Annotated in this window: 35 protein-coding genes; 5 read left to right on the top strand and 30 right to left on the bottom strand. The window is 38.1% G+C overall.

Annotated elements, in window-relative coordinates; all coding sequences use genetic code 11:
• The first annotated feature begins 68 nt into the window (after positions 1 to 68).
• Positions 69 to 878, top strand: a complete 810-nt coding sequence (locus tag FH508_RS08575) for a short-chain dehydrogenase (RefSeq protein ID WP_139859418.1) — start codon at positions 69 to 71, stop codon at positions 876 to 878.
• A 395-nt stretch (positions 879 to 1273) separates the two neighbouring features.
• Here the strand turns inward: FH508_RS08575 and FH508_RS08570 are convergent, their stop codons facing one another.
• The 24 genes from FH508_RS08570 to FH508_RS08455 form a co-directional block, all read right to left on the bottom strand.
• A complete protein-coding gene (locus FH508_RS08570; protein WP_139859420.1) occupies positions 1274 to 1498 on the bottom strand; it encodes a hypothetical protein in 225 nt (74 codons plus the stop codon).
• 5 nt (positions 1499 to 1503) lie between these two features.
• Positions 1504 to 2235 (bottom strand): FAD-dependent thymidylate synthase, encoded by a 732-nt coding sequence (thyX, locus tag FH508_RS08565; protein WP_139859428.1) that lies wholly within the window; start codon positions 2233 to 2235, stop codon positions 1504 to 1506.
• Between the two features lie 14 nt (positions 2236 to 2249).
• Positions 2250 to 2618, bottom strand: a complete 369-nt coding sequence (locus FH508_RS08560; protein WP_139859422.1) for a hypothetical protein — start codon at positions 2616 to 2618, stop codon at positions 2250 to 2252.
• Position 2619: 1 nt separating this feature from the next.
• Entirely contained in the window at positions 2620 to 2982 is a 363-nt protein-coding gene (locus tag FH508_RS08555) for a hypothetical protein (RefSeq protein WP_139859424.1), read from the bottom strand.
• A gap of 51 nt (positions 2983 to 3033) precedes the next feature.
• On the bottom strand, positions 3034 to 4092 hold the full coding sequence (locus FH508_RS08550) for a dUTP diphosphatase (protein WP_139859425.1): 1059 nt from the start codon (positions 4090 to 4092) through the stop codon (positions 3034 to 3036).
• Between the two features lie 14 nt (positions 4093 to 4106).
• A complete protein-coding gene (locus tag FH508_RS08545; protein ID WP_139859426.1) occupies positions 4107 to 4622 on the bottom strand; it encodes a hypothetical protein in 516 nt (171 codons plus the stop codon).
• A 15-nt stretch (positions 4623 to 4637) separates the two neighbouring features.
• Entirely contained in the window at positions 4638 to 4835 is a 198-nt protein-coding gene (locus FH508_RS08540) for a hypothetical protein (RefSeq protein WP_228134445.1), read from the bottom strand.
• An 85-nt stretch (positions 4836 to 4920) separates the two neighbouring features.
• A complete protein-coding gene (locus FH508_RS08535; RefSeq protein ID WP_139859633.1) occupies positions 4921 to 5313 on the bottom strand; it encodes a beta-sandwich lipoprotein in 393 nt (130 codons plus the stop codon).
• Between the two features lie 33 nt (positions 5314 to 5346).
• On the bottom strand, positions 5347 to 5946 hold the full coding sequence (locus FH508_RS08530; RefSeq protein ID WP_139859614.1) for a hypothetical protein: 600 nt from the start codon (positions 5944 to 5946) through the stop codon (positions 5347 to 5349).
• On the bottom strand, positions 5928 to 6449 hold the full coding sequence (locus FH508_RS08525) for a hypothetical protein (protein ID WP_139859617.1): 522 nt from the start codon (positions 6447 to 6449) through the stop codon (positions 5928 to 5930). Before FH508_RS08525 ends, FH508_RS08530 begins: the two co-directional genes overlap by 19 nt.
• Entirely contained in the window at positions 6439 to 6711 is a 273-nt protein-coding gene (locus FH508_RS08520; RefSeq protein WP_139859620.1) for a hypothetical protein, read from the bottom strand. The genes FH508_RS08525 and FH508_RS08520 overlap by 11 nt, the downstream gene beginning before the upstream one ends.
• 13 nt (positions 6712 to 6724) lie before the next feature.
• Positions 6725 to 8734 (bottom strand): DNA polymerase, encoded by a 2010-nt coding sequence (locus tag FH508_RS08515; RefSeq protein ID WP_139859623.1) that lies wholly within the window; start codon positions 8732 to 8734, stop codon positions 6725 to 6727.
• Complete coding sequence (locus FH508_RS08510; protein WP_139859624.1) at positions 8731 to 9162, bottom strand: YopX family protein; 432 nt, start codon at positions 9160 to 9162, stop codon at positions 8731 to 8733. Before FH508_RS08510 ends, FH508_RS08515 begins: the two co-directional genes overlap by 4 nt.
• A complete protein-coding gene (locus tag FH508_RS08505; RefSeq protein ID WP_139859626.1) occupies positions 9143 to 9424 on the bottom strand; it encodes a beta barrel domain-containing protein in 282 nt (93 codons plus the stop codon). The genes FH508_RS08510 and FH508_RS08505 overlap by 20 nt, the downstream gene beginning before the upstream one ends.
• Positions 9405 to 9929 carry a hypothetical protein gene (locus tag FH508_RS08500; RefSeq protein WP_139859628.1) on the bottom strand — a complete coding sequence of 175 codons (525 nt, stop codon included), beginning with the start codon at positions 9927 to 9929 and terminating at the stop codon, positions 9405 to 9407. Before FH508_RS08500 ends, FH508_RS08505 begins: the two co-directional genes overlap by 20 nt.
• A 139-nt stretch (positions 9930 to 10068) precedes the next feature.
• Entirely contained in the window at positions 10069 to 10638 is a 570-nt protein-coding gene (locus tag FH508_RS08495; RefSeq protein WP_139859635.1) for a DUF2815 family protein, read from the bottom strand.
• Between the two features lie 117 nt (positions 10639 to 10755).
• The gene (locus FH508_RS08490) at positions 10756 to 10986 is read right to left on the bottom strand and encodes a hypothetical protein (protein ID WP_139859630.1); all 231 of its coding nucleotides are present in this window, start codon (positions 10984 to 10986) and stop codon (positions 10756 to 10758) included.
• A 14-nt stretch (positions 10987 to 11000) separates the two neighbouring features.
• Positions 11001 to 11246 (bottom strand): LexA family protein, encoded by a 246-nt coding sequence (locus FH508_RS08485; RefSeq protein WP_139859632.1) that lies wholly within the window; start codon positions 11244 to 11246, stop codon positions 11001 to 11003.
• A 39-nt stretch (positions 11247 to 11285) separates the two neighbouring features.
• On the bottom strand, positions 11286 to 12536 hold the full coding sequence (locus FH508_RS08480; RefSeq protein WP_228134444.1) for a DUF2800 domain-containing protein: 1251 nt from the start codon (positions 12534 to 12536) through the stop codon (positions 11286 to 11288).
• Positions 12536 to 13114 (bottom strand): hypothetical protein, encoded by a 579-nt coding sequence (locus tag FH508_RS08475; RefSeq protein WP_228134443.1) that lies wholly within the window; start codon positions 13112 to 13114, stop codon positions 12536 to 12538. The genes FH508_RS08480 and FH508_RS08475 overlap by 1 nt, the downstream gene beginning before the upstream one ends.
• A 40-nt stretch (positions 13115 to 13154) precedes the next feature.
• Positions 13155 to 13352, bottom strand: a complete 198-nt coding sequence (locus tag FH508_RS08470) for a YqaI family protein (protein ID WP_139859763.1) — start codon at positions 13350 to 13352, stop codon at positions 13155 to 13157.
• An 8-nt stretch (positions 13353 to 13360) separates the two neighbouring features.
• Positions 13361 to 13774, bottom strand: coding sequence for a hypothetical protein (locus FH508_RS08465; RefSeq protein WP_139859762.1), 414 nt, complete (start codon positions 13772 to 13774; stop codon positions 13361 to 13363).
• Between the two features lie 174 nt (positions 13775 to 13948).
• A complete protein-coding gene (locus tag FH508_RS08460; RefSeq protein WP_139859760.1) occupies positions 13949 to 14221 on the bottom strand; it encodes an AbrB/MazE/SpoVT family DNA-binding domain-containing protein in 273 nt (90 codons plus the stop codon).
• Between the two features lie 485 nt (positions 14222 to 14706).
• The gene (locus tag FH508_RS08455) at positions 14707 to 14907 is read right to left on the bottom strand and encodes a hypothetical protein (RefSeq protein ID WP_139859758.1); all 201 of its coding nucleotides are present in this window, start codon (positions 14905 to 14907) and stop codon (positions 14707 to 14709) included.
• 320 nt (positions 14908 to 15227) lie between these two features.
• Between FH508_RS08455 and FH508_RS08450 the strand changes: the two genes are divergently transcribed.
• Positions 15228 to 15716 (top strand): helix-turn-helix domain-containing protein, encoded by a 489-nt coding sequence (locus tag FH508_RS08450; RefSeq protein ID WP_139859757.1) that lies wholly within the window; start codon positions 15228 to 15230, stop codon positions 15714 to 15716.
• 110 nt (positions 15717 to 15826) lie between these two features.
• Entirely contained in the window at positions 15827 to 17659 is a 1833-nt protein-coding gene (locus tag FH508_RS08445) for a recombinase family protein (RefSeq protein ID WP_139859755.1), read from the top strand.
• Positions 17660 to 17692: 33 nt separating this feature from the next.
• On the opposite strand, the gene FH508_RS08440 is transcribed toward FH508_RS08445, so the two are convergent.
• From FH508_RS08440 to FH508_RS08430, 3 genes are all read right to left on the bottom strand, one after another.
• Entirely contained in the window at positions 17693 to 19960 is a 2268-nt protein-coding gene (locus tag FH508_RS08440; RefSeq protein ID WP_228134442.1) for a DEAD/DEAH box helicase, read from the bottom strand.
• Positions 19935 to 20318: a YppE family protein gene (locus FH508_RS08435; protein ID WP_173478559.1), complete on the bottom strand. Its 384-nt coding sequence runs from the start codon at positions 20316 to 20318 to the stop codon at positions 19935 to 19937. Before FH508_RS08435 ends, FH508_RS08440 begins: the two co-directional genes overlap by 26 nt.
• A 253-nt stretch (positions 20319 to 20571) precedes the next feature.
• Positions 20572 to 20766 carry an endonuclease gene (locus FH508_RS08430; protein ID WP_173478558.1) on the bottom strand — a complete coding sequence of 65 codons (195 nt, stop codon included), beginning with the start codon at positions 20764 to 20766 and terminating at the stop codon, positions 20572 to 20574.
• A gap of 382 nt (positions 20767 to 21148) precedes the next feature.
• Here FH508_RS08430 and recU point away from each other — a divergent pair, with 382 nt between their 5' ends.
• On the top strand, positions 21149 to 21799 hold the full coding sequence (recU, locus tag FH508_RS08425) for a Holliday junction resolvase RecU (RefSeq protein WP_173478557.1): 651 nt from the start codon (positions 21149 to 21151) through the stop codon (positions 21797 to 21799).
• Positions 21796 to 24468 carry a penicillin-binding protein 1A gene (locus FH508_RS08420; protein ID WP_173478556.1) on the top strand — a complete coding sequence of 891 codons (2673 nt, stop codon included), beginning with the start codon at positions 21796 to 21798 and terminating at the stop codon, positions 24466 to 24468. Before recU ends, FH508_RS08420 begins: the two co-directional genes overlap by 4 nt.
• A 148-nt stretch (positions 24469 to 24616) precedes the next feature.
• On the opposite strand, the gene FH508_RS08415 is transcribed toward FH508_RS08420, so the two are convergent.
• Genes FH508_RS08415 through FH508_RS08405 form a run of 3 tightly spaced genes read right to left on the bottom strand, consistent with a single transcriptional unit; the run spans position 24617 to position 26342 of the window.
• Complete coding sequence (locus tag FH508_RS08415) at positions 24617 to 24940, bottom strand: YpoC family protein (RefSeq protein WP_173478555.1); 324 nt, start codon at positions 24938 to 24940, stop codon at positions 24617 to 24619.
• Entirely contained in the window at positions 24937 to 25599 is a 663-nt protein-coding gene (nth, locus tag FH508_RS08410) for an endonuclease III (RefSeq protein WP_173478554.1), read from the bottom strand. The genes FH508_RS08415 and nth overlap by 4 nt, the downstream gene beginning before the upstream one ends.
• A gap of 14 nt (positions 25600 to 25613) precedes the next feature.
• Positions 25614 to 26342 (bottom strand): DnaD domain-containing protein, encoded by a 729-nt coding sequence (locus FH508_RS08405; protein ID WP_139860074.1) that lies wholly within the window; start codon positions 26340 to 26342, stop codon positions 25614 to 25616.
• Between the last annotated feature and the right edge of the window lie 20 nt (positions 26343 to 26362).

Below are 26362 nucleotides of genomic sequence, written 5' to 3'. Positions count from 1 at the left end.
TTCGTAAGATTACTTAATGTTACATATTTTGATACAATATACTAAAACAACATAAGAGGTGTACGTTTATGTCTAATCAATATACTTTTGAAGATTTATTTTTAAAAGTTCCTTTATATGAAACATTCTCCATTGAAGCAAACGGGGAATTAGTAAAGAGTTTTCTTCGTACTGAAAGTAGCTTTTGTTTCGACAGTTACTGTGTAAGTTGTAATAAAGAGTCTACTTTCAGAATCTACTCAAATGAATTTTTAAGTAAAATTAAATATGAAACAATTGGAAATAATCTAGGTTTGTTAAATAGATTTGAACCTAATGGGATACATTTTAATTGTCAAAGAAATCCACAACATGTCTATTCCTATTATTTCAGAATTCAAGATAGCAAAGTTACTAAAGTAGGACAATACCCATCTGTTGCAGATATAGAAATACCCGGAATACAAAAGTATGAAAAATTTTTAAAAAAGGACTACAGAGATTTTTCTAAAGCAATAGGCCTCTATTCACACGGAGTTGGCGCAGGATCTTTTGTTTACCTAAGACGTATATTTGAAAACCTTATAGAAGAAATTCATCAAGTGCACTTACAATCCGATCATTGGGACGATGATTTATATCAACGCTCAAGAATGGATGATAAAATAAAACTTCTTCAAGATAAACTCCCTGAAGTTCTAGTAGAAAATAGAGCTGTCTATGGAATAATGAGCAAAGGGATTCATGAATTAAATGAAGATGAATGCTTGGCTCTTTTCCCAGACGTTAAACTTGGAATCGAATTGATTCTTGATGAAAAACTTTATGAACAAGAAAAACAATCCAAACGAAAATCATTCAGTAAGTTCGTAGCTACCGCAACTGCTAATTTAAAATAATAAACACATTGCGGAATAGGTAAATTTGAACTAGAATAGAAATGTCACACAGTTGTTCATTTATATCATCCTCCATTCGTATTTGTTTTACCTTATATAATTTCAAATATATGGAGGTATAAAATGAGTATCTTTAATTCAGTTAAATCATTAATGCTTAACAGATTGGCACCCTATAAAGGTTCACGTAGTGTAAAGGATTTTGAGGATTTAATAGTCCATCAAATGAGGTATCATGCCAAAGTTTACAAAGGTCATAAACATAATACAATTTATGAATTTAACGCAACCGATATAGATATGATTTACAATCGAATTTTATCTGATCTTATGTTCAGATAAGAAGTAAAACTGTGTGACAAGAGTTACTAACTTTAGTTTAGTAACTCTTTTTATTACCCATTCGACTCACCTACCTTCCAATCTTGCAAACTTGTACGGCTATACATTTGTGCATATTTCAAAGCAGTACGAGCTGACAGGGCTTCAGTTTTCCAGTGTGTAACCTGTTTAGTCATGTGGTCTTTTACCACTTCCAAAGCGTCAATGTACTCTTGCTCGTACACCATATCTCCGTTTTCTCTTCGTTCAATTACATCTTCAGCTTGTTTTAAATCCATTTGCTTCACTCCATTTCAAAGAATTCTGCTGTCCAGGGCTCTACTTCGACTACTACTTTTTTCAACTTTTCTGCCAACACAGTGATTTCATGCTGAGCACCTTTACCCGGTTTACGTTTACGGTAGAAATCTAGTAAAGCTCGTAGGTTTACAGTTAATACAAGATTTGTAGCTGCAGCATTTGGTAATAAAGCTCTACAATCTTCTTGAGGTACTCCTAATCTTAAGAAGTTATCATATTCACACTGAACATCTTCCATACATTCAGTAAAATACTGGTGTAGCTTCTCGTCCTTTTTAAAGTTTTCAGGCACTACATAATCAAATCCGCCAGATCGTGACTCACTACCAAATTGCACATATCGTTGAGATTGAACAGAATAACTGAAGCCAACTCGATGCCTTGTTAGCTGCGCGAGTAATGAACGAGATACGCCTTCTACTGCAAAAGTGAAACTGATATGTTCAAGTGTTGACGTATGCCCTGACTTTACAATTTGATTGAACAGGCGCTTTCCTTCTTTTCCTTTATCACCGAAGTACTTCACGAACTCAGTATCAAGCACCTCAAGAGCTGTTTTGTAAGAGTAGCATTGTCTAATAGCAGCTAAAGCTACAATCTGGCCGTATGTTATCGTTCCGAAACCTACGACACTATCCAACTTTTCAGCATTCTCTATTAAACGATCTTCTATAGATTTACTGATTTGCGTATGAGCTAGTAGCTCAACATTCATCTCTACCTGTCCCATCAAAGCTCACCTCGTTCTAATTTCTTTTTAAGAGAAGATAGGTACACCATGTTGTCTGCGCATTCCTCTAGCGCATGTTGACACCATTCAACTGCTGACAAGTTGTCTACTTTCACTGTGTCTCCATATTTTCGGATACCTTTCTCTGTCTGTTTCACAAATAATTGTTGAATATCAGCCAGTACGCCATTACCTTGTTGTGCTTCATAAGCTTCGACCTTTGCTTCTAGCTCTGCGATTTTGTGTTCCTGTTGTTGAAACAGTCGGATATACTTTACAGTAATCTCTGTTCGGGTTTTATCTACTTCAACATTCAATGTTCTTTTGCCTAGCTTTTCAGCTAGCCAAGTCTTTATATGCTTGAACAATTCATTCACTCTCCAATACCATTTTTAAAATCAGTTGATAATCAGCGTCACTCAAAATTGATTTAGCTGCATCATGAAACTTAAAGTGAAATGCATCTTCACGTTTCTCGCGTTCTTTCTTACGTTCAAAGCTCATAAGCCTTTGCAATTCAGTGACACGCACATTTTTATACTTAAGTTCATTTCGAACCTTTGCACGATCCGTTTGCAAAGCTTTGTACTCTTTGAATATTTCAGCTTTGAAAAGAGCATCGCTTTTAGATAGGAGCTGACGGTATTCTAAAAGTTGTTCATCCATCCGTACAAGCTTTCCACGAAGCTCTTTTACTTCTAATATCAGGTTGTCATATTCTTTTTGGTGCATGTTTTCAACCCCTATTATAAACCAACGGTTTATATTTTTCTCATAATAAAACTAGTAATTATTGTTTTGTCTATCAATGTTCTCCTGATGCTTTTTAGCGTAAGCTGCTTCGACTTCTAACCACGTAAAGCCTAACATTTCAACTAAACCAGCAAACAGGTTAAATGCTATTGCATAAGTAACTGAGCTTTCTTCATTGGTTACAATCGTTTGCATAAGTGCTTTATACTGACCAGTAATTGATTTGTTCTTCATCGCTTTAATAGTTGCAACGTACCAACCAAGTGCGATGCCTCGCGCTAAGATTAAATGAAGGACATCCACTGTTTCTTCTAATAGTTTTTCACGATTGACCTGCTTGTTCTGTTTCCAATACTTGAAGCCTTGCCACTCGTTAGCTGATTCTGCTAATTCCACTAAAATTGAGAGCTGTTGTTCCTCTAAATAATCCTGGACATTTAACCCATGCTTTTCAGCAATAAAGTTTTCAAGCTCTGCCTGTTTTGCATATAACACTTGCAGACGATTACCCCATAGCTGTTCATTTAATGAGGCATTCTCCGATTTTAGGGACTCAATAAAAGCCATTGCTTCTTTAAATTGCGATTTAAGATCGCTTAATTCTTTTTCAAGGATACCAACACGGCTTGTATCAAGGTCAGGAGTCTTAATGCTTTTTTCCCTTAATGTTGGCGTATCTTCTACCTGAACTTTTGCTTGAGCTTTTCTGTCATACGTACCGATAAGCCCGTTATCCTGCTTAAATTTATAAAACTTATTGTTATCCAACCCTACTTTTTCACGAATAGCTTTATCAGTTAATCCCTGGGCTTTAAAATCATGATACATTTCCACTGTAATTGCTTGTGTCATTTTCACACCTTCACTTTCAATTTTTTTCACTATTACTGGTTTTTGCGTGATAATAGATTTAATAACTGGTTTTACAGTTTGTTGGTTAGCGCGTAGTGCTCTTATGGCTAGAATGTTAGCATCTAGTTGTTTTCCGATTTCAAGAAAAGGTATATTGCTTTGGCATTTAGAATCTATGAGCCTATCAAACTCTGCCAGTGCTGACAAACGTTGCTTCATTAAATCTTCATGGTTCATGGGTTCAATCCTTTCTACCGTGTTCTTTTTACGGCTGGTACAGTGATAGCATCTTCAACGGACCACCCACGTTTTACCCTATTGATTATGGTAACGTAACTAAGGCCATTACTTAGTGCAGTGTAGATTTGTTCATTAGTAAATCTCCTATTTTGTAAAGGCTTTGTTGCTGCCTTCTGTGGACTCATCCCTGTTTTCATACGAGCACTAAATAGACTTCTACTAATGCTATGAGCTTGTGCGATTTGCTTCCACTCGTCCCAAGCAAGCCCTGCAACTGATTTCTCTCTTGGTTTCACTGGTTCTATGATTGAATCATCGATTTCTTTAATCCGGTTAGCTTTCCGATACTGCCTAGTTACAGTAATGTACTTCTTCCCAATATTCGTTATTTTGCTGAAAATTGGGCAACCTTCACAAACAGTAACATCTTGGCCTTTTTTCGGACACATGTCACAATGTTTCTCAGTTAATTTACGTTCTTGTAAGCCTAACTTTTTACGTTTGGCTTTTGCTTCGTTCCGATCCATTTAACTCCCTTCTTTCTAGCTGTAGATTTCCATTTCCTCAAGCTCATTGTGTATAGCTTTAAGACGGTTTTTACTGCGAATGATTTCAGCGCTGTCACTGTCTTTCATAGCTTGCGACAAACTAGCAAGTTCGTAATCTTGTTCTAGTGATAACAAGTGGCGGTACTGTTTTTCAATATCAACTTTACGGATTATTTTTATAAACTGTTTCATCGGCTCATCCCCTTTACGATTGGTGAAGTTCTTCTATGTCACAAGACTTCTGTTAAGATACGGAATGACTTTGTTTAGTAAAATTTTATTTGCTCGTTTGTATGTCGATGTCAGGTATGATTGTTTCAGGTCTGAACAATACTTTGTAACGGAATGGATCTTCCGTCTTCGCGTCAGTTTGCTCAACGAAGTAGCTAACGTTGTCACTAAGCCCAAGGTAGTGTCGCTTGTACTGATCGATCCCCACTTTACAAGTTACTCGTAGTTTATCAGCGTCGCTAGCATCCAACGAACATAATCCTTCGATTGTAAATAGGTATTTGTCTGTTATTCCGTTGAAGAATATAATTCTTCGTTGTACCTCGAATGAGTCTGCTGATTTTGATAGATTATGGTTCACCGTATCTGCCTCAGATTCACAGCCAACCATAATAATCGCCATTAGACCAATAAGGATAGCTACTAATTTCTTTTTCATTTTTATTCCCCTTTCATATTTCACACTTTTGTTCTAATAAGATCTGCAAGGCATAACGACTACACGTACCCGTTCATCAATTGAGGTGAAGTAGCAAGGTCGCATACTGCTTGAAAACTGCATCTTACATGTTTGTATACCTAAATCCTTAAGCAACTTAAAAGCTTTTGTTAGTAAAGAGACGTCAAAGCGAATGTCTACATCACTCTGATTTGGTTTCTTGTCCATCAGGTGGTAGGTACTAATAAACTCGATTCCTTGATAAAATATTTTGTATTGATCACCTTCTGTTTCAAATCGAAAAGCTCCTAAAGGTGAAGTACCTTCAACCTTTTTCACTGCCTCCAACCCTTGTGTTAAGAGCAGCATTTCCTTCACATCTAATTCGAGTGTTTCTGTTATTTCATAACCAAAGAACTTAGAATAATTAAGCACTGGCACTTTTGAAGGCTTACCGTCTAAAGTAATCGTGCGATTTGGATTGTCAGGACATACGTTCTTTGCTAGTACACCAATGATTGAATCAGTCATAAACAAGTGACCGTTTTCATCAATGTGCACGACATGAGCTGTTTCTTTTAAATGTTCTAAATTCGTGAAGTGCTTTGCATGTTTCATGAGTGTATCGAACATTCTTTGACCTCTCCTTTCTCGAATAATGGGAGCTCAACGGTATCAGATATGACAGCCATAAGATAAACTTTGAAACTACCTTTTGAGCCTGTCCGCGTATTGATATAAGCGATTTGTAGCCCATCTTGGTACTGCGTGTATTCAATTGACCAATACTTACCTGTTAACTTCTTAAGCATTTCATCAACAATTTTGGAGTTAACAACTGCACCAGTTTTCAAGCGTACAGGCTTCATTTTGTTAAGGCTTTTGTATTCAGTAATCTTAGATTTACGAACGCTAATTTTGGATTTATGACTCTCAATACGAGATTTGATAGATGAAATATACTCATCAGCTTGGTCATGTAATTTATTATTGCGGTTATCTTTCTTACCAATCTCTCGCTTGTCGTGCTGGGCTGTTTTAAGTTCTTGTTGAAGTTTTTCATTGGCTTTTTTAATCTCTGTAATTTCACCATCATAACTTCTCACTTCTTGTGCAATCCACTCGTTAAACTTCATCTGCCTCGCCTACTTTCGCTAACAATTCTTTTAATTGACCAGATAAAGCAAGGAAAGTGTAACGATCGCCAGCATCGATAGCTTTATCAATCGCAAATTCAAGGTTTGCAATCTCGGCACCAAGAACTGCCCCATTCAATTCATCCTTAGTTGCATCAAAACTGATTTGGTTATAGGCATTCACCAAGTCTTCAACTTTGTAATTTTCTGTTATATTTGAACATCTGCAATTTACACCACCAAGCCCGTAGTCAAATGACATAATTCGTTTCCTCCTAATCCTTTTTATAAAATGGTGTTTCAAAGCCATCAGCTTCTAAAGGCAGCCCCTCTGCCCAGCTGATAGGTCTGCCCATGATCTCTTCAATGATTGCAATGGTATCAACGTCAGATTCCATCACAGCTTCATCATGAATATGCATAACGATTGGATAACCTTCTTTATCAAGGCGTAACATGGACATTGCTAAGCAGTCACGAGCAATCGCTTGTACTGCATTCTCGGTTAATTTCCCGCCATAAGTAGAAGTTTCACACCATGCTTTTGTTGTGCCATCAACACCCCAAAAGACGATTTCTTGTTTACCTTCAAATGTCTTGTGATCTTGTAATCTCGCTTTGTAATAGCAGAGTCTACGGCCACTTGGTAAGTGCATCATGAGTGAGCCATGAAGCATAAAGAATTTCATACCCTTATTAAATGAAATGACCTCTCCAGGATTCTCGATAGCTCTCATTGCAGCAGCTTCAATGTCCCACCACAGTTTTTTGATTTTCGGATTGGCTTTACGCCAAGCATCAACCAACGGTTTAAGTTCTGTTTGTTCGATACCCATTTCAAGTGCACCCATTGAGATAAGTGCATTTTCCCCACCTTGATAGCCGAGTGCTAGTTCAGCCACCTTACCTTTTTGGCGCAACGGTGAGCCTTTATCAATCGTTTCAATTGGTACTTTAAACATCTGTGCTGCTGATGCCTCGTAAATCTTTCCATGCGTATTAAACACTTCTAAACGCCATCTCTCTCCTGCAAGCCAAGCAATTACTCGTGCTTCAATTGCACTAAAGTCGCTCACTGCAAATGTCTTTTTCACAACAGGTACGAAGGCTGTCCGTATGAGTTGTGACAGAACAAATGGTACTTGGTCGTAAAGCATTTCAAGTGTTTCAATATCTGCATTAGCAACGATTTCCCTTGCAATCTCAATATCCGAAATTTTGTTTTGTGGAAGGTTCTGCACCTGTACCAAACGTCCGGCCCATCTACCAGTACGAGAAGCACCGTAAAACTGTAGTAATCCTCTTACTCGACCATCTGCACAAACAGCTGCTTTCATAGTGACAAACTTGGCTGTACTTGTTTTGGATAGCTCTTGTCTGATTTCAAGCATTGTCCTAATGTCACCATCAGTCTTTTGAATGTAAGTTTTCACAGTGTCTTTCGTAAGGTTTGGAAGTTCTAAGCCTTGTTCTTTGAACCATTCCATAAGCTGTTTAGGGCTGTTTGGATTTTCTAACCATGTGATTTTCTTGCCCCATCCCATCAACTTAGCTTTGTAGGTTTCATCTATTGCTAGTGCACCATCAACCACTGACATATCCAGCAATACGCCTCTGTCGTTAATTTCTTGGTCTAGGTGATATAGCGCCATTTCAAACTTATCTGACTTACTGCCAAGGTTAAGGTAAGGATCTACTGCATAACCTACAGCCTTTTCTGTTTCAACGTCTTGTCGGCAATACTCAACAAATGCATTCCACTTTTCCAAGTCATCTTCAGGCATATTGCGAGTTCGCTTGTCATTCTTGGTCGGCTTACGTGGTTTACTGAAAAAGTTAATCAGATGAGTACCAGCACTGTCTTTTTGTTCATCAAGTTCTAATGCAAGAGCTGCACCTTTTAAGGTTGCTGGTAGTCCGGCTTTCATGGCATCCACCATTGTACAGCGCCATTGCTTTGGGCTTAGAAACCCTTGCTTCGAAAAAGCACTCTCATATTCTTCAACAAAGTAATAGCTGTTTCTAATTAGGTATTGAGTAAGTGCAACACGCTCAAACTGCGCATTAAATGCTTTCTTTAACACTTTTGGACTTACCAAAGCTTCAATGATTTCAGGTGGAATACTTTCTCCTCTTGCAAGCTCAATTGTTACTGTTGGATGCCCATCTACTGAATAAGCAAAGATGAGTATGTCAAAATCAGGTGCTTCACAGTACTTGTAGACACCAACTTTTTTAAGGTCATAGCTTGAATAGGTTTCTATGTCGATATTAAGAGTGTTCATTCTGAACCACCTAGCAATTCAGGATTTTCGTAAATGTTGCCGATTATTTCTAAAGTGCTAGGAATGCACTCTCTTAAATCGTAAACCCAATCTTCTTGATAAGCAGTTAAAACAAATCCTGCTTCCAGCCAAGCTACCGTCATTTTTGCTCTCGACTGAGTTGGATCTTCACCAAAACAGATGATGTCACCCTCAAAAATTTCTTTGTCGTTTTTGTCCATAAACCCTGTGTATTCCAATAACTCATAACGCGGAGCATTAGCATACATCATTTTATGGCCGCCATGAACATTCCACACGTCTTTCTCGTCATGTGTGTACCCTTTTATTGTGATCGGTTCTCCATCAAACCTATTGAATACTAACTCATGTACAGGAAACATCTCTTTTAGTTTCTTGTCCCACGCTCTATATTTGGTCTCTCGCATAATAACCCTCCTCTACAGCTTTCCAGAAGTGCTCAACTTCGGCCCACAGCTTATATTCATATTTACATTTAATTTTTGCCGTATTTGTGAGTGTACGTTTATGGAATTTACGCTCATACATCTGATTAATCGGTCTTGCTGAAATGTACAGCTTGTTAACATTAGTAATCACGTATTCAGTGATAAAAGGCTTTGATTGCTCTAAACGGTTTCGTACTGACACCCATACACGTTGACCAACTTCAAACTTTTGCTCTGTCATTAGCTTTTGCCTCCTTTGCTTCAACTGCAGCCAAGTACGCTTTGACGTATTCTGCTTCAGTGATTTCTTCTAAGAAATCACCTTTAGAGGAAACTAAGCTGGAGTTAGTTTTAATGTACAAAGTGTCTAAACCATTTAAACGTTCCAGTGTCTCATTATGTGACCAACGCATTACCCCATAAGAGAAGTTAATATCGCTTTCAGTTACCAATCCTTCCAATCCTGCTTTACCTATTAACTCCTTATGGAAAGCAATAATTTGAGCCCCTAACTTATTACTTTTCTTAGGACTGCCGTCTTTCTTAAATGCTTTTAACTGATCGTCATTAAGTACTTCAATTTCATGAAAATAATAAGCTGGTGTAATACTCCATGACGGACTGTATGGTAGTTGGAAATGTTCTTGTACTTTTGTTGCAATTTCTCTAAGCACATCTTTTGCTTTTCTTGCTTTTAAAATAGCTTGGTAATACGCGCTTTCAGGTTTTACACGGTAATACTTCATTTAATCAGCTCCTAATTAGATTTAAAGGTATTTCCTTCCCTTCGTTACACCTAAAAACTTGTATTTCTTCCTATTAAATAGGTGTTTTAGGTATAAAGAAAAGAAGGCCCCAAAATAGACCTTCCTTATGCAGTTTTAATTAGTCGAGTAAATCTCCATCTTCACTGAAATCGTTGTCCACTTCATCAGCGAAGTCAGATTCAGCAGAAGCACCGCCAGCTAAGCGTTCACCATCACGTGTTTTGAATAAGTTTTGAAGTCCTGCAGCAATACCGCGATTTCCGTTAGCATTGAATGGGTAGAAGTTAACGGACACTTTACCGAAGCAACCACTGTAGAATTCGTCCTCGTCAGTGATTTCAACCAATGCACCAGTTCCTCTTTTCACAATGCCAGGTTTATTTTTTGAGGTAGCATTGAAGAAGTAGTGTCCTGCATACGTTTCATCATCTGGACGTTCCTCGTCACCATCACGTAAAGGTGTTTTAAGTGACGGTGGAATTTTACCGTTCCATTTTGCTTTACCTTCTTGCTTAGCTGCTTCAACTGCTTCATTAATTTTCTTGATTGTATCCGTATCCGATTTTGGGATAAGAACTGCAACAGAATACTTTGGTTCGTTACCTTCAATTGCTTTTGGCTCCCACACATTTGCATAACTCATACGAGCCTCATTAGTAATTACTTTAGTTCCTTCACGTTTAGCCATTTTAAATTCCTCCAATGTTGGTTTTATTGTTTTTGTTCTATATGAGCCAACTGCCCAACGCCCACTTGTGAACTGCTCGATATGCCAATCTGCAATTTCACCCATCAGTCTGACCCCCTATTGTTTTTCACGTAAATCTAATTTGAAATTACTGTTTAGGTAAGGCTCCAGCTTTGTTGCTTGTGCAGTATCAATGTCAATCTCAATTACTGAAACAAGTTGCTCATCTCCATTGTTTGTGATGCTACTTAGCAGCAGTAACGCTTTGTGCTTGTCTGTTGCTAAACTTGTTTGTTCAGGCTCAGTAAATTCACTAACATCTTTTGTTGTGATTAAATAACGTTTCATGTTTCCACCACCTCTCAAGTAGTCATTAATAATGCCTTTTCGGTTAATCGAATGGTACGAGTTTTAGATTTATCTAACTCGATATAACCTTTTTCAACTAACCCGTTAATATGTGATTGTACGGTTGATGTTGAAGCGAGGTGGACACCAATAGCAATTTCTCGAACTGTAGGCGCGTAAGTATGCTGTTGTTTAAAATCGTGAATAAATTGAATGATTTGTTTCTTACGATCGCCTAAGCCTTTTACTGTTGTGTTCATACTGTCACCTCACTTTTTAATCAACCAACGGTTTCGTTTTTAATCAAGTAAATCTTCAGCAAAATCGCTAGCAGCAGATTCGGCTGACTGGATTGCAGGACGTTTATCATCTTCCGTAACAAGAACTGGTTTACCAGGTGGTTTGACGATAATCCCATCTAATATTTCGGCAAATGCTTTTTTACCGACTTTCTTTTCAAGATTTGTAATGCTTTCTAGTTTACGTGGTGCATACAAGTCCTCTTCTGTTACGCCACCCTTTTCGAGTAGACGCTTCACAGCTTCAGGTTCATTTGTGATAACTCGGTTACTTCGACCTTCTACAAGTTTAAAGCCTTCATATGTTGTGCCACTTAGCGCTTGATCTAGCGCATAAGCTTTAATGTCCTTGCACCACTTTTCGATGTCATCAACAACGAATAACACTTCAGCGATTTCTTCAGGTGTGAGTGTTGCTGGTTCAGGTGTGTTTATATCAATAGTACCGTCATCTGCAAATTCTGCCTTTGCAGTTTCTAGTGCTTCATCAGCTCTTGCTCTACAAGTAGATTTGATCTTACAGAACCTACAATGCTCACCTGAAACGTAATCACCATCACCAGCATCAGCCATTTCAGCTTTCGGCTTAACTTCTTCATTGGCCCATTTATATAAGTCCTCTGCCGACATCTCAAAAGTAGAGATACTGTCTAACCTTGGCTGTACAATTGTCATGTGCACTTCTTGAATGTCGTACAGTACATCATGAGCCGTAATAGCGCCTAATGCATACAACTTCATTTGTGGATTTTCAAAAGCATCTACCGCCACGCCTTTCCCATACTTGAGGTCAATGATTTCAAGTACTCCGTCTCTCACTATGAGGACATCACCTGTACCAAAGCCATTTGGCACCCACTGACTGAAATCTAATCGCTGTTCAATAAGTACGAGTGCATCAGGTGTTTCGAGTCGTGCAGCGTTCACACGTTCCATGACGAAGTCCGTATAAACCTCAACCATCTCTTCCATTTCAGGGCCATAATACTGCTTTTCCTTTTTGAACTTGTTAATGCGTCTAGTTGCAGTAGCTTTGGTGGTAACCCCTAGTTCACGGTCTAAAATAATTTCACTGTACTCATGAGCTTGTGTACCTTCTTCAGCAAATGGGCTTTCAGGCTCTTTAATGCCTTGGGCTTCAAGTTCTTGCATGAAGATTCCTTCTGCACGAGCTGAAGGTGTACACGCTAACCATCGTTTTGAACCGCTAGCGCTAAGTAGCGCATGCGCTCTTTCGCTATGGCCCGTCATTAAGCTTCACCTACTGCTTCTTTAATGGCAGCTAATAGATCTGGATATTTTTCGTTTGGCACATCAGATAGCTTTGGTGCATCAAACGATGTAAGAATTGCTTTGAAATCTGCTTGACGGCCATTCGATGTAAGTTTAGTAGCTTCAGCACGAACCATTTCAATCGTGATTCCGTGGTCTTCTGTTTCAGATGTTTGCTCAGCATCTTCTTGAACTTCATCAACTCCAGATTTACTTTCAGCCTCCTGTTTTGCTTTTTCAATACGAGCTTGTTTTTCAGCTTGAATACGGTCGTACTCAGCTTTTGTAATTTCATCAAGGCCTTGTTCAAAGTGAGATGCTAGCTCTTCACCTTTATTCACAACAATTACCGCACCTGATTCAGCGTGGAAAAGGTATGTGCGCTTTGTTGCTTTTGTTGAATCTTCCTTTTCAGTTGATGCGATATTTGAAGTAAGATTAACCGCATCTGTAATAGATAAGTTTTCTGTTGGTGTGCTAAGCACCGATAGGACTGCACTGAATAAACTAATTAATTGTGGATCTGCTTTAATAACATGAGTAACTTCGATTTTCATTTTTGTTTTCTCTCCCTTTGTGCTACAATAGCACTGATAATCATTGGTGTGATTTGTCATCGCCGTTAACTGTTCCAGCAGTTAGCGGTTTTTTACGTTCATGGACTGTTGCCCCTAATACTTCAATGAAATAATCTTCCATCGAATCAATGTGAACAGCTTTATCGTTAACCACGAAATAAGCATCGCCTTCTTTAATCTCTTTCCCAAACATGTCTTTTGGTGCTGTTGGACTCATCTAATCACCTACTTTCCGAAGATTAATTCAATATCAGATTTTTTAGCTTTGCGTGCTTTGAGTTTCAAATCTGATTCACTATAAGTAGCTGAGCGAATCATATCGCTTGTGAGTCGTTTTTCCTCAACCAGTTCAGCAATGCCTTGAGTGTTCAAATCCTTCTGAGGCACTTCAAGTTCTTCAGCTAGCTCCTTTTTATTCAGAGTTGATTTTGTGACGTTCCCTACAGTCAGAACATAAGGCGTGTTATTCTTGTAAGCTAGTACTTTGCCATTCTTCTGAATGTGGTCAAATAGCTTACCTTCCAGCTTGTCCTGTTGATCTTTCAGATTTGCTCTTTGGCGTTTGATGTCTTCAATCTGTTGATACAAACCGTTTGCTTCAGACTGTTGAATGTGAGTGTTGATTTGTAAATCACTCATTAGCTTGTCCTCCTATTCAGTTTTAAGGTGCAGGTATTTCTTTCAGCTGTCCTGTATAGCGATGCACAAGCTTCCACTTCTCTGTTGCGCACTTCGAGATGAGCCAGTTATCACTATTTAGGTTCAATGACTGTAAATGCAAGCGCTGAGCAACTGTGAGACGTTTACCGTTTTTCACATTTGATGCCCTTTTAATAGTTTGATAGCATCTTCAACTACTCGCTTTTGTTCCTCAGTTGAAAGTTCAGTTAGAAGTTTTTCTAACTCAAGCTGAGTACGAATTTTACCTTCACTTACAGGTTCGTATTTGCGAAGAACGATGTTGTCCCCCTCTGTGAAGATTTCTAGAGAATCCTTCTCTTCGATGCCAAAATTACGACGTAGTTCTTTAGGAATTACTATTCTTCCTAACTCGTCTACTTTTCTAGTTATGCCTGTTGATAGCATTTTATTTCCTCCTCTGCGTTTTCATGGGGCAAGGTATTTCTAGTCCATTTCCTTGCAGGCTGTTGATAGCCTTGCGGTTTCTGTTACCGCTTTGGTACCCCTAATACTTTAATTGTAAGAAAACCAAAGCGAGAACAGAGTCTCGCACTTTAGCAAAAATGTTTAATACTTCTTAGAAACATTACGGTATGCTCGGTGTTTTGAACGTGTTTGTCTAAGCATCATGGCAACTGCATCGTTTTCTTTTCGGTTATTAATGAGATTACGCATCTCAATAGATACTAAACAGACCTCTTTTGCAGTAAGCATTTTTGACATAAATAATGCATATTTTGACATAGCAACACCTTACCTTCTACCAATTTTAGTATTTTTTGTATTTTTATAAATAAAAATTATGAAATCACTTGAATAAAGAGCCTAAAATCTGTTAGAATGTAAACAATTAGTTTACGTTTTATAGACAACAATTTCGCGAATTTTGACTATAAACTTTTACATTTACTTGATGCGCCAACATCAAGTAAATCATTTGTTTCTTTCCAAAGTTTTTCAACATCTTTTTTACCATCCCCCCACGATTGAATGATCTCAATTGCTGCGGACGGATTACACTTTGATAATTGACTAATTCTTTTTGGTAAGTTAGAAATGATAGTTACAACTTCCATATCAATCGGTAACATGGTGGCTCTTGCCTCCTTTTATTTTACAGATGATGTAAACCAGCGGTTTCGAGTTAAAATAAAAAATATATTTAACCGTCGGTTTAAAAAAGTATTAAAAATAAAAGTAACGACCACAGTATTTAGAAATAACTGCTTTTGGTTACATAAACAAAGTAATAATTGAGTTAATTTGATTATATAGTATTTTACAAACTAGGAAACTCCTAAATTTTGTTTGTGTGCTATATAATGTAAAACCTATATTATCAACCGGCGGATTAAAAAGCAAGTCTAATCTATTAAATTTTTAAATAAATTTTTGAAAAGGAGTAATTTCAATGTCAAATATGGAAATTCGTAAAACTATGAGCCCTATTCTTGGAACACACTTAAAACAATTAAGGACTACAAAAGGTTTAAAACTAGCAGAAGTATCTAACCGTTCTGGGTTAACACCTCAAATTATTAGCCTTTATGAAAGAGCGTTACGTATCCCTTCAACAGAAGCTGTTTCTAAACTTGCAAAAGTATATGATGTTGAAGTTAGAGACTTGATTCAAATTCGAGAATTAACAGTAGTTGATACTGTTGAATTATTAGGCGATGATGCCCCACCTAGTTTGAAAAATGAAAGAAATATGATTGTGCATGCTAGAAGTTCATCAGGTTCAATCATAAGAGACGAACAGGCAGATTATGTTTTAAAAGAATCTGACACACCTCAATGGATAGTTGACGGAACTCCTCTTAGCGAAGAAGAACTAAAGGATGCACAAGATTACATTCGCTCAATCCGGATAATGCGTGAAATGAGAAAAGATAAATAAACAAATACAGAACGCTTGTTCTTGTTTTTATGTTACCATAGAGTTGAAATATTTGTAAAGCTATTTTGAACAGAATATTTCAAAATTGATATCTGAAGGGAAAGTTGAAAATGAGTACCAATTTTCGTGCCATTCTCTACTACAGGGTTTCAACAAAATTACAGGAAAAGAAATTCAGTTTAGCTGCACAAGAAACCGAACTAGCTCGTTACGCAAAACAGCAAGGCTGGGAAATTGTAGCTACATTTCAAGATACGGATTCTGGCGGAAAACTTGATAAAGCCGGGTTAAATGCTTTGCTTGATTGTGTAGAAGAAGGAAAAGCTGATGTTGTATTAGTTATAGACCAAGACCGCCTTTCTCGTCTCGATACTATGAGTTGGGAATATCTAAAAGGCATTTTGCGCGAAAATAAAGTGAAAATTGCTGAACCAGGTATGATTACGGATCTTGCCAATGAAGATGACGAGTTTATTAGTGACATTAAAAACTTAATAGCAAAACGTGAAAAAAGAGCAATTGTCCGTAAAATGATGCGTGGTAAGCGTCAATACACTCGTGAAGGTAATGTATGGGGCGTTCAGCCTGAAGAGTACAATTACGATAAAGCCACAAAAGAATTGTCGATTAACGAAGAAAGATCATGGATAATCCCTTTTATTGATCATCTTTATATAACGGAAAAAGCCAGTACGAAAGAAATCGCCCGGCGTTTAAACAACAGAACCTCTACTTCAAAGGGTAAAAAATGGACAGAGACTCAAGTGCTTGTGAAATTAAAAAACCCTTGCTATCACGGAGTTTTACAGAAGACTTTTAGCAACGGCGAAACGATTAGTGTACCTGATGTTTATCCTAAGCTACGAACACAAGAGGACTTTGATACTATCCAAGACATAATTGCTAAAAAACGTAATCGAAGACCTGCTACTCCTCATATCCTTCGTGATATTGATATTAAATGCTCTTCTTGTGGACATACTGTTTCTGTTCATAAGATAGACCATTACAGTGATGATAATAACTATGTCATTAAACACACCTACGACTTAACGAGAGAGCTTTGTAGCACTAAACCTTACATCAATACTAGAAGAGTAGAAAAATCGTTTATAAAGGCTGTAAAGGATATTTTAAAGAGTGAAGAGATTGCCAAACAATACATTGATCCCTCAAATTACGATAATAGCCAGATAAGTGAACTAGAGCTTTCAATCAAGCACTACAAAAAACAAGCTGCTGACATTCATCTTAAAAAGGACAGACTATTAGAGGTTTATCTAAGTGGTCGTTGGTCGATTGAAAAGTTGGATGAAGAAGGTGCAAAGTTAGATAAAGAACTAGCAGAGATTGATAAGGCCCTTGAACGTGACAAGAATAAAATCTCACTTCTTAAAGCAAACAAGTTGAATTATGATTCTGTAGTTAGCTTTTTAAGCGCTGTTGCTAATTTTGATACATGGCTATCAACTGAAAGGCAGCAACAATCAATTGGTATGCTGTTCCCTACAGCAATCCTTGATGTTGAGAATGAAGTACTGATTCTTAACGGCCTTTTACCACAAGGTGTTACAGTACCGATTAACGTGCCAATACAATCTACAGAGGAAATGGTCCAGGAATCGTTATTAGCTAAAGCTAAAGAACGTTATGACGCTTGTCAAAAGTATTTGAATGAAAATCCAGGCACTACTCTAAATAAACTCTCTGAGGTCATGCACTCAAACCATTCAACACTTGAATCAGATCAATTAAGATTCGGGAAGTTTAAAAATTTAGCGCTAGCCAGAGGTAGCAATGATTTACGAGAGGAAAGATTAAAAATCCTCCGATCTGTTATGAAAAAGCATCCTGATGCTTCTGGGCGTGAACTTGAAAAACTAACCGGTATAAACCGTAAAATGATATATAAGCTAACTAAAGAAGAGGGTTTAAAGGTATAGAACTAGTTTACCTTTATCCCCTCTTCTTTTTGTTTAATTTAAAATTTGCAGTAGCTCTCTAACTTTCCGTTTCATGTTCACTAAAGTATTTTGAGGGCCAATACAAGACGGGCATCCTGACTCACAAGGACAATTTGCAATATGCTCAGTTGTCTTGGTTAATAAAACTTCCCATAAGTCATATACCTTTTCGCTTAAGCCAATACCACCCGGATACTTATCGTAAACAAAAAATGTTGGCAATTCATTATGTGTAGCTTTTACCTGTGGCACCACAGCTACATCGCTGGAATCACATTGTATGAACAGTGGAATAAAGGCATTCATGGCGTAAGCAGCACCATCCATCGCCTCTGTTAACTCAGCTTCAGACCATTGTAAGGTGTTGCCAAAGGACAACCAAGATGAACTAGTATGCATTTCATCTGGTGGTAGATGAATTGGGCCCGAACCAATATTATCATGTTTTTCATTTAAGCTTATTTTTTTAAAGATTGTAGCTTGAGCTACTAATCCTACATCACCAAAACTAATCGTTCCACCTCGATAGTTACGGCTTCGATCTTCCTCAAGTACTTTCATTTCCACAGCTAAATTAGCGTCTGTGTAATAATCTACATCTACTTCACGCACAAAAGCTTTCTTCTCTTCCCAATCAAGTTTTTCTACTTGATATTGAATGCCCTGATGCAAATAAATAGCTTCCTCATGCAATAGTGTCATAGCGCTATGGCGATCCATTTCTCCAATTACTTTCGTGCGAGCAGGAATAGTCATATCGATGATAACAACATTTTCTTGTGATGCAGAACGAAGGCTAATATCATGTGCTGGGAAACGATCATTCATCCAATGCCACTTCTCACTCGTTTTAAAAACAACCCCTTCTTCTGCTAAATATTCCAGTAATTCTTGTATTTCAAATTCTCCATATGAATCATTTGTTGTAAATGGTAACTCAAAGGCCGCACATTTTAAATGATCCATTAATATCAACATATTTTCTGGATAAATGCGTGCCTCCTCAGGGTCGCTTCCAAGTAAATAGAGTGGATGATCTACAACGTACTGATCTAATGCTGTCGATTGTGCCACATAAATAATGAGTGCTTCGTCTTGACGGCGCCCAGCACGTCCCGCTTGCTGCCATGCACTTGCAATATTTCCTGGGTAACCAGTCATAATACATGCCTGTAGTTGCCCAATATCTACACCTAGCTCAAGCGCATTCGTACTTACTACCGTTTGAATTGTTCCATCACGAAGTCCACGTTCAATAACACGTCGCTCAGAGGGTAAATAGCCCCCTCGATAGCCACGCACAGACTCATCTTGTAATTTATTGCGAGTCAATTCTTTTAAATAAGTAACAATCATTTCAACACGCACTCGACTTTTTGCAAAAATAATTGTTTGAATTCCTGCTGTATAAAGTCTTTTGGCTAAATCACTTACCTCTAAAACCGCACTGCGACGAACGCCAAACGTTTTATGGATAATCGGTGGATTGTAAAAAAGAAAAGTTTTTTTGCCAACTGGCGCACCTGAATCAGCAATTAACGTTTGTGATTCGTTCGTTAAATTTTCCGCTAGTTCCTTTGGATTTTTAATCGTGGCAGACGTACAAATAAAAACAGGTTTACTGCCATAAAATTCACAAATTCGTTTCAGTCTTCGAATAACATGTGCTACATGTGAACCAAATACACCTTTATATGTATGCAATTCATCAATAACGATATACTGCAAATTTTCAAAGAGTGACACCCATTTTGTATGGTGCGGTAAAATACCTGAATGTAACATATCTGGATTCGTCATTACAATATGTCCTGCTTTTCGAACCTTTTGTCGTATACCAGGAGCTGTATCCCCATCATACGTATAGCTTAAAATATCTTCTCCACTCTGTTCAATCAGTTCATTTAAATCATTTTTCTGATCTTGCGCTAACGCTTTTGTCGGAAATAAATAAATGGCACGTGCATTTCGATCTTCTAAAATCTTTTGTAATACGGGTAAATGATAGCAATATGATTTACCTGATGCAGTCGGTGTAACAGCCGTAAATGATTTGCGGCTTGTCGCCAAATCAAAAGCTTCGCGCTGATGTGTATATAATTGCTCGATGCCACGTGCATGTAATGCTTTAACAAGTGAAGGATGTAAATTTTGTGGAAAAGGGGCAAGCTTAGCATCTCGTCCATCTAATGTTTGCCAATGAATTATTCGCTCTTTTAGTTCCTCATCATATCGCCATTCATTTAATAGCGCACTAATCGTCCGTTTTTTCGATAGCATCACTTTGCGCCTCCTTCACTATGCGATAAAAATTATTTAGCGTGTAGGAAGTGGAATGCGTTGCATCTAAAAAACGCTTTTTACTTGTTTCTTTATAAAAAGATTGCACAACAAATTGCTCCATCGATTCAACCGCTGAAGCAATTTGCCCTGCATGCATATATTTCGGTCTGTTTTTTTGTATCCAAGCATTCGCTTCTTGTTGCCATTCTTTCAATAGTTGATGAATCGTATCAACATGTGGCTTGACCTCTCCAAAAAAGTCTGGCGTACGATCCTCCTCACGCATTTGCCAAAAGCGTGCAACACATTTTTCGCATTCATCTATTAATATGGAAGTTTGCTGTATTAGTAACAATTTCGCACCTCATCTCGTATCAAATGTACCTTTAGCATAATCGTCGCTAGCATGCTTACAACAATTAACAACGTATCAGAATGAAAATACATGCTGACATTCAGGACATTATGTCGCTCTCTTATTAGCGCGACATTTTATTTCGTACAAGCCTGAACGTTTTTCTGTATAATTCCCATCGTCTGCTAAAGACTTTAAATGATGCATCAAATGAATCATTTTTATTTGTATGAGATTAGTGTACCAAAGTCTATCATTTTTCACTACTAATAGGCGAACAAGCATTCTTTACTTGCCAGTTCTTTTCTGCTAAGCTTACTTTCTGGCTAACAGATTTGAGCTGCATAAAAAATTGCAGGCTGTGTGCATTGCTTTCCAATGACACTCTCGTTAAAAGTAATTGATTGACTAGATCCAACTGTGCAACTAATTGTCCTAATTTGTTCAATACAACGCCCCCTTTTATCTTTACTTACAGTATTCCTCGCATGTATAAAATTACCTTCATGCGTGACAAAATAAGCGTAAGTTAGCTGAAAGAAGAAGAATTTCGATAAATTTTTAATAGTTGCTCTTAATGGCCACTTTAATGATATCGCTGTAAAAGAATGATTCCCAACGGTTCTAGGAAAAAAGTGGTGCACTAAATAGACAAATACAATGGCGAATGTAGTTGTTTTATTGGCGAAATTTCTACTTTAAACAGCGAATCATGCAAATCTATCAGCCATCATAAACTATCTTGAACACAACGTTCTTCCTGTGGTGAAGATATACTGAATCATGGTAAACTATTGTGTATAATAGCAGTATTATAGAAGGTGAGCTAAGTGACAATTCGTTATCCAAATGGGAAAGTCTACACCCCTGCTCCAGCTACTCACAAGGCTGAGAAAAAGGGAAAAACAAAGGATTTTTCCTATAGTAATCGAGGGAAGACGCTAGAGGATGAAATTAATGAAGCAAACGACTTTTATTTAGAAAGGCGACTTGCTATTATTCATAAGAAACCTGTTCCCGTACAAATCGTCAAAGTAGAGTATCCATCACGAAGTGCTGCTGTAATTCGTGAAGCTTATTTCCGAACGCCCTCTACAACTGACTACAATGGCGTTTGGGCTGGGCATTACATTGATTTTGATGCTAAGGAAACCGCATCTAAGACGAGCTTTCCATTAAAAAATATACACGAACATCAAATGAAACATATGCAGCAAGTGAAGGAACACAATGGTGTGGCATTCATTATCGTTCGTTTTTCAGCTTTTGAACGCTATTTTTTAGTGCCATACGAAGTTTTACAAAAGGCCTGGCAGGCAATGGACAATGGTGAACGAAAATCGATCCCTTTTGCAACGATAGAAAAGGAAGCTTACGAAATTCCAACAAGCTATTATCCCCGTATCGATTATTTACCCGTTCTACAGCAGTTCATTGAAGCAACAAGTCATGGCTCTGAAAGTGAGGAGATAAAAAAATGAGTGAACGTCGTCAAACACGCGGAGAGCATCAAAAGGCTCTCGCTCAAAAAAATAAAAAGAAAGCGCCGAAAGCATCTAAATCATCGGCCAAAACCTGGCTGAAGCGCATTGTCCTAACAATACTTATCATAGGAGTTGTTGGCTTAGTCGGCGGAGCTGGTGTATTTGCTTATTATGCAAGCACTGCACCAGAGCTTAATGAAGATTTACTAAAGGATCCTGTTTCATCTGAGTTTTATGATAAGAACGGTGAAGTTTTCGCCACAATCGGTGCTGAAAACCGAAAATACGTAACATACGATGAAATTCCTGAAGATATGATTAACGCCATTCTCGCAACAGAAGACGTTCGCTTTTTCAAACATCATGGTATGGACTTTTACCGCCTTGGTGGTGCAATACTTGCAAACTTCCGTGATGGTTTCGGGGCACAAGGTGCTTCCACTTTAACGCAGCAAGTTGTCAAAAACTCATTTTTACAAAATGAGAAAAAATTAAAACGAAAAGCACAAGAAGCTTGGCTTGCTTTCCAACTTGAACGTAAGTATTCAAAAGAAGAAATTTTTGAAATGTACTTTAATAAAATGTTGATGTCTGGCCGTGTATACGGCTTTGGTACAGCAGCTCAATATTTCTATGGCAAAGAGTTAAAAGATTTATCATTGGATGAAGAAGCACTGCTAGCAGGCTTAGTACAACGTCCGAACGCTTACAATCCATTAAAAAATCCAGAGCTGGCAGAAAAACGCCGAAATACAGTTTTAGGCTTAATGTATCAGCATGGAAAAATTACAAAAGCTGAAATGGAAGAAGCGAAAAAAGTGGATGTGCAAGCAGGTCTTGCAGACGATGCTACACGCCAAACATTTGCTGGCTCTAAGTACGATGCCTTCTTAGATATCGTTATTAATGAGCTTGAGGAAAACGGTGATGGTACTGCCATGGCAGAGGGCATTAAAGTTTACACTACACTTGATCCGAATGCTCAGCAAATTGTCGAAAACATCATGAATGATGACAGTAATTTCCCGACAGAAAAAATTGAATCAGGTGTTGCTGTTGTCGATACAAAAACAGGTCAAATTCAAGCAGTCGGCGGTGGACGAAACTATGGCAACCGCGGCTTTAACTATGCAGATGACTTAGTAATGAATCATCCTGGCTCTACAATGAAACCATTACTAGATTACGGTCCTGCAATTGAATATTTAAAATGGTCAACAGGTCAAACACTTGTCGATGATCCAATGAAATATACAGGTACGAATCAAACCATTACAAACTGGGATGGTAAATATTTTGGTGCTATGACAGCACGTAAAGCTTTATATGCTTCTCGAAATGTGCCCGCTGTTAAAACATTTAAAGAAGTTGGCGCCGATAAAGCGAAAGAGTTTATTGGTCGTTTAGGTATTGATACAGAGAATGTTGTCGAGTCAGATGCCATTGGTGGCGGTAACATTACTTTGTCTCCTATTCAAATGGCAGCATCTTATGCAGCATTTGGGAATAATGGTGTTTACACTGACCCTTATTCGATTACAAAAATTGTTTATCGCGATGGTAAATCATCGAAAGACTATACACCAAAGTCAAATGTTGCGATGGAAGAATATACAGCATACATGGTAACTGATATGTTGCGTGATGTTGTCAGCAATAAACCTGATGCATCTGGTACTGTAGCAAATGTTTCTGGATTAGATATTGCTGGTAAAACAGGTACAACAAACTATTCAAACGACGAGTTTAACAAATATAATTTACCAAGTACAAGTGTGCCAGATTCTTGGTTTGCTGGTTACACTACCAATTATTCAATTGCAATTTGGAGTGGTTACGAAAAACGTTCTGACCCAATTACAACATGGGACGAACGTCGTTTACCTCAACATTTATTTAAAGATATAATGCGAGATCTTTCTGCGAACATCGAAACTGAACGTTTCAAAAAACCAAGCTCGGTTGTAGAAGCTACGATTGAAGTAGGCTCTAGTCCACTAAAATTAGCAAGTGACTATACACCAAGTGAATTACGTCAAACAGAGCTATTTGTTCGCGGTACAGAACCTACAGAAGTTTCTAATGAATACCAAGCTCCTGAACTTTCTACACCTTACAATGTAAGTGCAAGTTTAGATTTAGCAGGACAATCCATCAACATTAGCTGGGAGCATGATGCTATTCTTGACCCAGAAACGGATGAGCCAATGCCGACTACCTTTGAAGTATCCGCTACACGCGAAGGTGGAGAAACGGTTGTACTTGGAACAACTGAAAGTAAAGGTTTAACAGTTGGCAACACATTAGAAGATGGTAATTACACGATTTCTGTCGTAGCGATTGTGGATGAGACACGCAGTGAACCAGGAACGACAACCTTCCAAATAACGAGCATGCCTGATGAGGATTTAGAAACTGAGGATCCAGATGAACCAGATATTGACCAACCAACAGATCCTGATCAAGGCAATAACGGTAATAATGGTGACAACGGCAACCACAATGGAAATCATAATGGCAATAACGGAAATGGCAACAATGGCAACAATGGCAACAATGGCAATAATGGGAATGGCGGTAACAACGGCAACAATAACGGTACCCAACCACCTGTTACGCCAACAGATCCTGCTGTGCCAGACGATGAAGATCCTGATGGTGAGTAAATAAAAAGCATACACTAAAATGAACAGGTGAAGAAAACAATGTTTTCTTCACCTGTTTTTTTCATAATAAAAAGGTTGTCCTTATATAGTCTAAAGGACAACCTTTTTATTATGTGATTGTTAAATTGCTTCATCTTTTAAGTGCTACTTAGCTTCCTACGTTTTTGGTTGCCTGTAGGCGTAAGCGTGCTGTGCGTTTTTTTGTTTCTTTAAATAATTCATCTAATTGACGATAACACGCATATTGTCCTGGCTTTGCTTTAATAAAGGTCATACGCTCAATTCCATTAATCGGCATTACCTCTTCACCTGCTTCAATCACTAAACGTTCGAATAACATGATAGCCTTTTCCATGAGACCCTTCGCTTCCCCATTACGTGCATCATGGGCAGCATGTATTTGAGCTTCCAGCATCGTCCATTCTGTATACCATGCATCGACTTTTTCTTTTGATATTGCATCAATATTCACGCGTTTGTCACCAGCCCTTTTTTTAAACGCTTTTGTCCTTCACGGCAATCCTCGAGTAACGGACATGTTTGGCAGCCAGGATTTTGTGCCTTGCAATGATAACGTCCGAAGAAAATTAACTGATGATGGGTTTTTGACCATTTATCCATTGGTGTTTTTTTCATTATTGTTTCTTCCACTTCAAGCACTGAATCCTTCCATCGACATAAACCTAGTCGTTTCGATACGCGTTCTACATGTGTATCAACAGCAAGTGCTGGAATATCAAAAGCTACTGATAAAACAACATTTGCCGTCTTACGCCCAACACCAGGCAATGTCACGAGCTCTTCACGACTTGCAGGAATTTGCCCATCATACTCTGTTAAAAGTCGCTGACAGAGAAGTTGAATATTTTTAGCCTTATTGCGATAAAGACCTATTGATCGAATATCCTGTTGTAGCTCCTCTAAACTCACTGCCAAATAATCTTCTGGCTTTTTATATTTTTGAAACAACGTTTTCGTTACTTTATTGACAAGTACATCCGTACATTGTGCAGATAATAACGTGGCGATTGTCAGCTCGAACGGGTTGTCATGCACAAGTTCACAATGCGCATTAGGAAACATGCGGTCCATTTCAGCTAGACAATGCTCCCACTGTTTTTTTGTTAACATTCCCTAAAAGCCCCCTATTCTCTTTCTTCTAACCAGTTATAAAATGGTACTCTGTTTGTCGACTGCGTTTCTTGCTGTACTGTACGTGCTGGCGATCTATTCAAACTTTGTTTCTCACGGAACTGCTCGCTTTGTTTATGTGCAGCTTGTGGTGTCGTAATATTTTTCTTTTTCCACTCCAATAATATCCGATCAATATAACGAATGCTCAATTTACCAGCAAAAACAGCTTCCTTTAATGCCTCTTTAATAAGCGCAGGACTGTGCTTATCCTCATCTAGCCAAAAACCGATTTTTTCTAGCTCTAAAGGAGATAAAAGACGCCCCATTTCCTCTTCAAATAAACGGAATACTTCACCCTCTTCTTGACGAAGTGTAGCTGCTGTATTTTTTTGTTCTTTCATTTCTATAATCTGCAATATACGTTCCCAAAGGGGGTACACCGAATATTTTTCGTATAGCGTGCCATTTGCATCGACATCACGTGTAATCTCAAGAAAGCCCTTTTGCATGAGACGCTGTAAGCGAGAAGTAATATCATTACTAGGCATTGTGAGACGATTCATCAAATCTGTTGGTGTAGGAAAATCGTTTCCTTCCACATGAAAGGCAAGTAAGTGCATGACAATTAGCGCCTCATCATCCTCAATATTTAACTCCTTATAAAACTGAAAAAAGAGCTGAGGAATTTGTATAGTTCTCTGCTCGGTCCATGTACGGAGTCGATTATTTTTTGTATTCATGTAGACATGACTCCTTTTTC

The sequence above is a fragment of the Lysinibacillus sp. CD3-6 genome, from assembly GCF_006351725.2.
GTDB lineage: Bacteria > Bacillota > Bacilli > Bacillales_A > Planococcaceae > Lysinibacillus.
Note: the sequence above shows the minus strand (reverse complement) of the source record. Positions and strands in the feature narration are given on the sequence as shown.

Excerpts from the sequence above, each read along its gene's own strand:
- FH508_RS08445 (WP_139859755.1), top strand. The coding sequence starts at position 15,827 with ATGAGTACCAATTTTCGTGCCATTCTCTACTACAGGGTTTCAACAAAA.
- FH508_RS08525 (WP_139859617.1), bottom strand. The coding sequence starts at position 6,449 with ATGAAGTTTAACGAGTGGATTGCACAAGAAGTGAGAAGTTATGATGGT.
- FH508_RS08460 (WP_139859760.1), bottom strand. The coding sequence starts at position 14,221 with ATGCTATCAACAGGCATAACTAGAAAAGTAGACGAGTTAGGAAGAATA.
- thyX (WP_139859428.1), bottom strand. The coding sequence starts at position 2,235 with ATGAATGTTGAGCTACTAGCTCATACGCAAATCAGTAAATCTATAGAA.
- FH508_RS08455 (WP_139859758.1), bottom strand. The coding sequence starts at position 14,907 with ATGTTACCGATTGATATGGAAGTTGTAACTATCATTTCTAACTTACCA.
- FH508_RS08485 (WP_139859632.1), bottom strand. The coding sequence starts at position 11,246 with ATGAACACAACAGTAAAAGGCTTAGGCGATCGTAAGAAACAAATCATT.
- FH508_RS08510 (WP_139859624.1), bottom strand. The coding sequence starts at position 9,162 with ATGCGAGAGACCAAATATAGAGCGTGGGACAAGAAACTAAAAGAGATG.
- FH508_RS08570 (WP_139859420.1), bottom strand. The coding sequence starts at position 1,498 with ATGGATTTAAAACAAGCTGAAGATGTAATTGAACGAAGAGAAAACGGA.
- FH508_RS08500 (WP_139859628.1), bottom strand. The coding sequence starts at position 9,929 with ATGAAGTATTACCGTGTAAAACCTGAAAGCGCGTATTACCAAGCTATT.
- FH508_RS08550 (WP_139859425.1), bottom strand. The coding sequence starts at position 4,092 with ATGAACCATGAAGATTTAATGAAGCAACGTTTGTCAGCACTGGCAGAG.
- FH508_RS08495 (WP_139859635.1), bottom strand. The coding sequence starts at position 10,638 with ATGGCTAAACGTGAAGGAACTAAAGTAATTACTAATGAGGCTCGTATG.
- FH508_RS08520 (WP_139859620.1), bottom strand. The coding sequence starts at position 6,711 with ATGTCATTTGACTACGGGCTTGGTGGTGTAAATTGCAGATGTTCAAAT.
- FH508_RS08475 (WP_228134443.1), bottom strand. The coding sequence starts at position 13,114 with ATGAAAATCGAAGTTACTCATGTTATTAAAGCAGATCCACAATTAATT.
- FH508_RS08535 (WP_139859633.1), bottom strand. The coding sequence starts at position 5,313 with ATGAAAAAGAAATTAGTAGCTATCCTTATTGGTCTAATGGCGATTATT.
- FH508_RS08480 (WP_228134444.1), bottom strand. The coding sequence starts at position 12,536 with ATGACGGGCCATAGCGAAAGAGCGCATGCGCTACTTAGCGCTAGCGGT.
- FH508_RS08555 (WP_139859424.1), bottom strand. The coding sequence starts at position 2,982 with ATGCACCAAAAAGAATATGACAACCTGATATTAGAAGTAAAAGAGCTT.
- FH508_RS08540 (WP_228134445.1), bottom strand. The coding sequence starts at position 4,835 with ATGAAACAGTTTATAAAAATAATCCGTAAAGTTGATATTGAAAAACAG.
- FH508_RS08575 (WP_139859418.1), top strand. The coding sequence starts at position 69 with ATGTCTAATCAATATACTTTTGAAGATTTATTTTTAAAAGTTCCTTTA.
- FH508_RS08405 (WP_139860074.1), bottom strand. The coding sequence starts at position 26,342 with ATGAATACAAAAAATAATCGACTCCGTACATGGACCGAGCAGAGAACT.
- FH508_RS08420 (WP_173478556.1), top strand. The coding sequence starts at position 21,796 with ATGAGTGAACGTCGTCAAACACGCGGAGAGCATCAAAAGGCTCTCGCT.
- FH508_RS08440 (WP_228134442.1), bottom strand. The coding sequence starts at position 19,960 with ATGCTATCGAAAAAACGGACGATTAGTGCGCTATTAAATGAATGGCGA.
- FH508_RS08465 (WP_139859762.1), bottom strand. The coding sequence starts at position 13,774 with ATGAGTGATTTACAAATCAACACTCACATTCAACAGTCTGAAGCAAAC.
- FH508_RS08490 (WP_139859630.1), bottom strand. The coding sequence starts at position 10,986 with ATGAAACGTTATTTAATCACAACAAAAGATGTTAGTGAATTTACTGAG.
- FH508_RS08530 (WP_139859614.1), bottom strand. The coding sequence starts at position 5,946 with ATGTTCGATACACTCATGAAACATGCAAAGCACTTCACGAATTTAGAA.
- FH508_RS08450 (WP_139859757.1), top strand. The coding sequence starts at position 15,228 with ATGTCAAATATGGAAATTCGTAAAACTATGAGCCCTATTCTTGGAACA.
- FH508_RS08470 (WP_139859763.1), bottom strand. The coding sequence starts at position 13,352 with ATGAGTCCAACAGCACCAAAAGACATGTTTGGGAAAGAGATTAAAGAA.
- FH508_RS08515 (WP_139859623.1), bottom strand. The coding sequence starts at position 8,734 with ATGAACACTCTTAATATCGACATAGAAACCTATTCAAGCTATGACCTT.
- FH508_RS08545 (WP_139859426.1), bottom strand. The coding sequence starts at position 4,622 with ATGGATCGGAACGAAGCAAAAGCCAAACGTAAAAAGTTAGGCTTACAA.
- nth (WP_173478554.1), bottom strand. The coding sequence starts at position 25,599 with ATGTTAACAAAAAAACAGTGGGAGCATTGTCTAGCTGAAATGGACCGC.
- FH508_RS08505 (WP_139859626.1), bottom strand. The coding sequence starts at position 9,424 with ATGACAGAGCAAAAGTTTGAAGTTGGTCAACGTGTATGGGTGTCAGTA.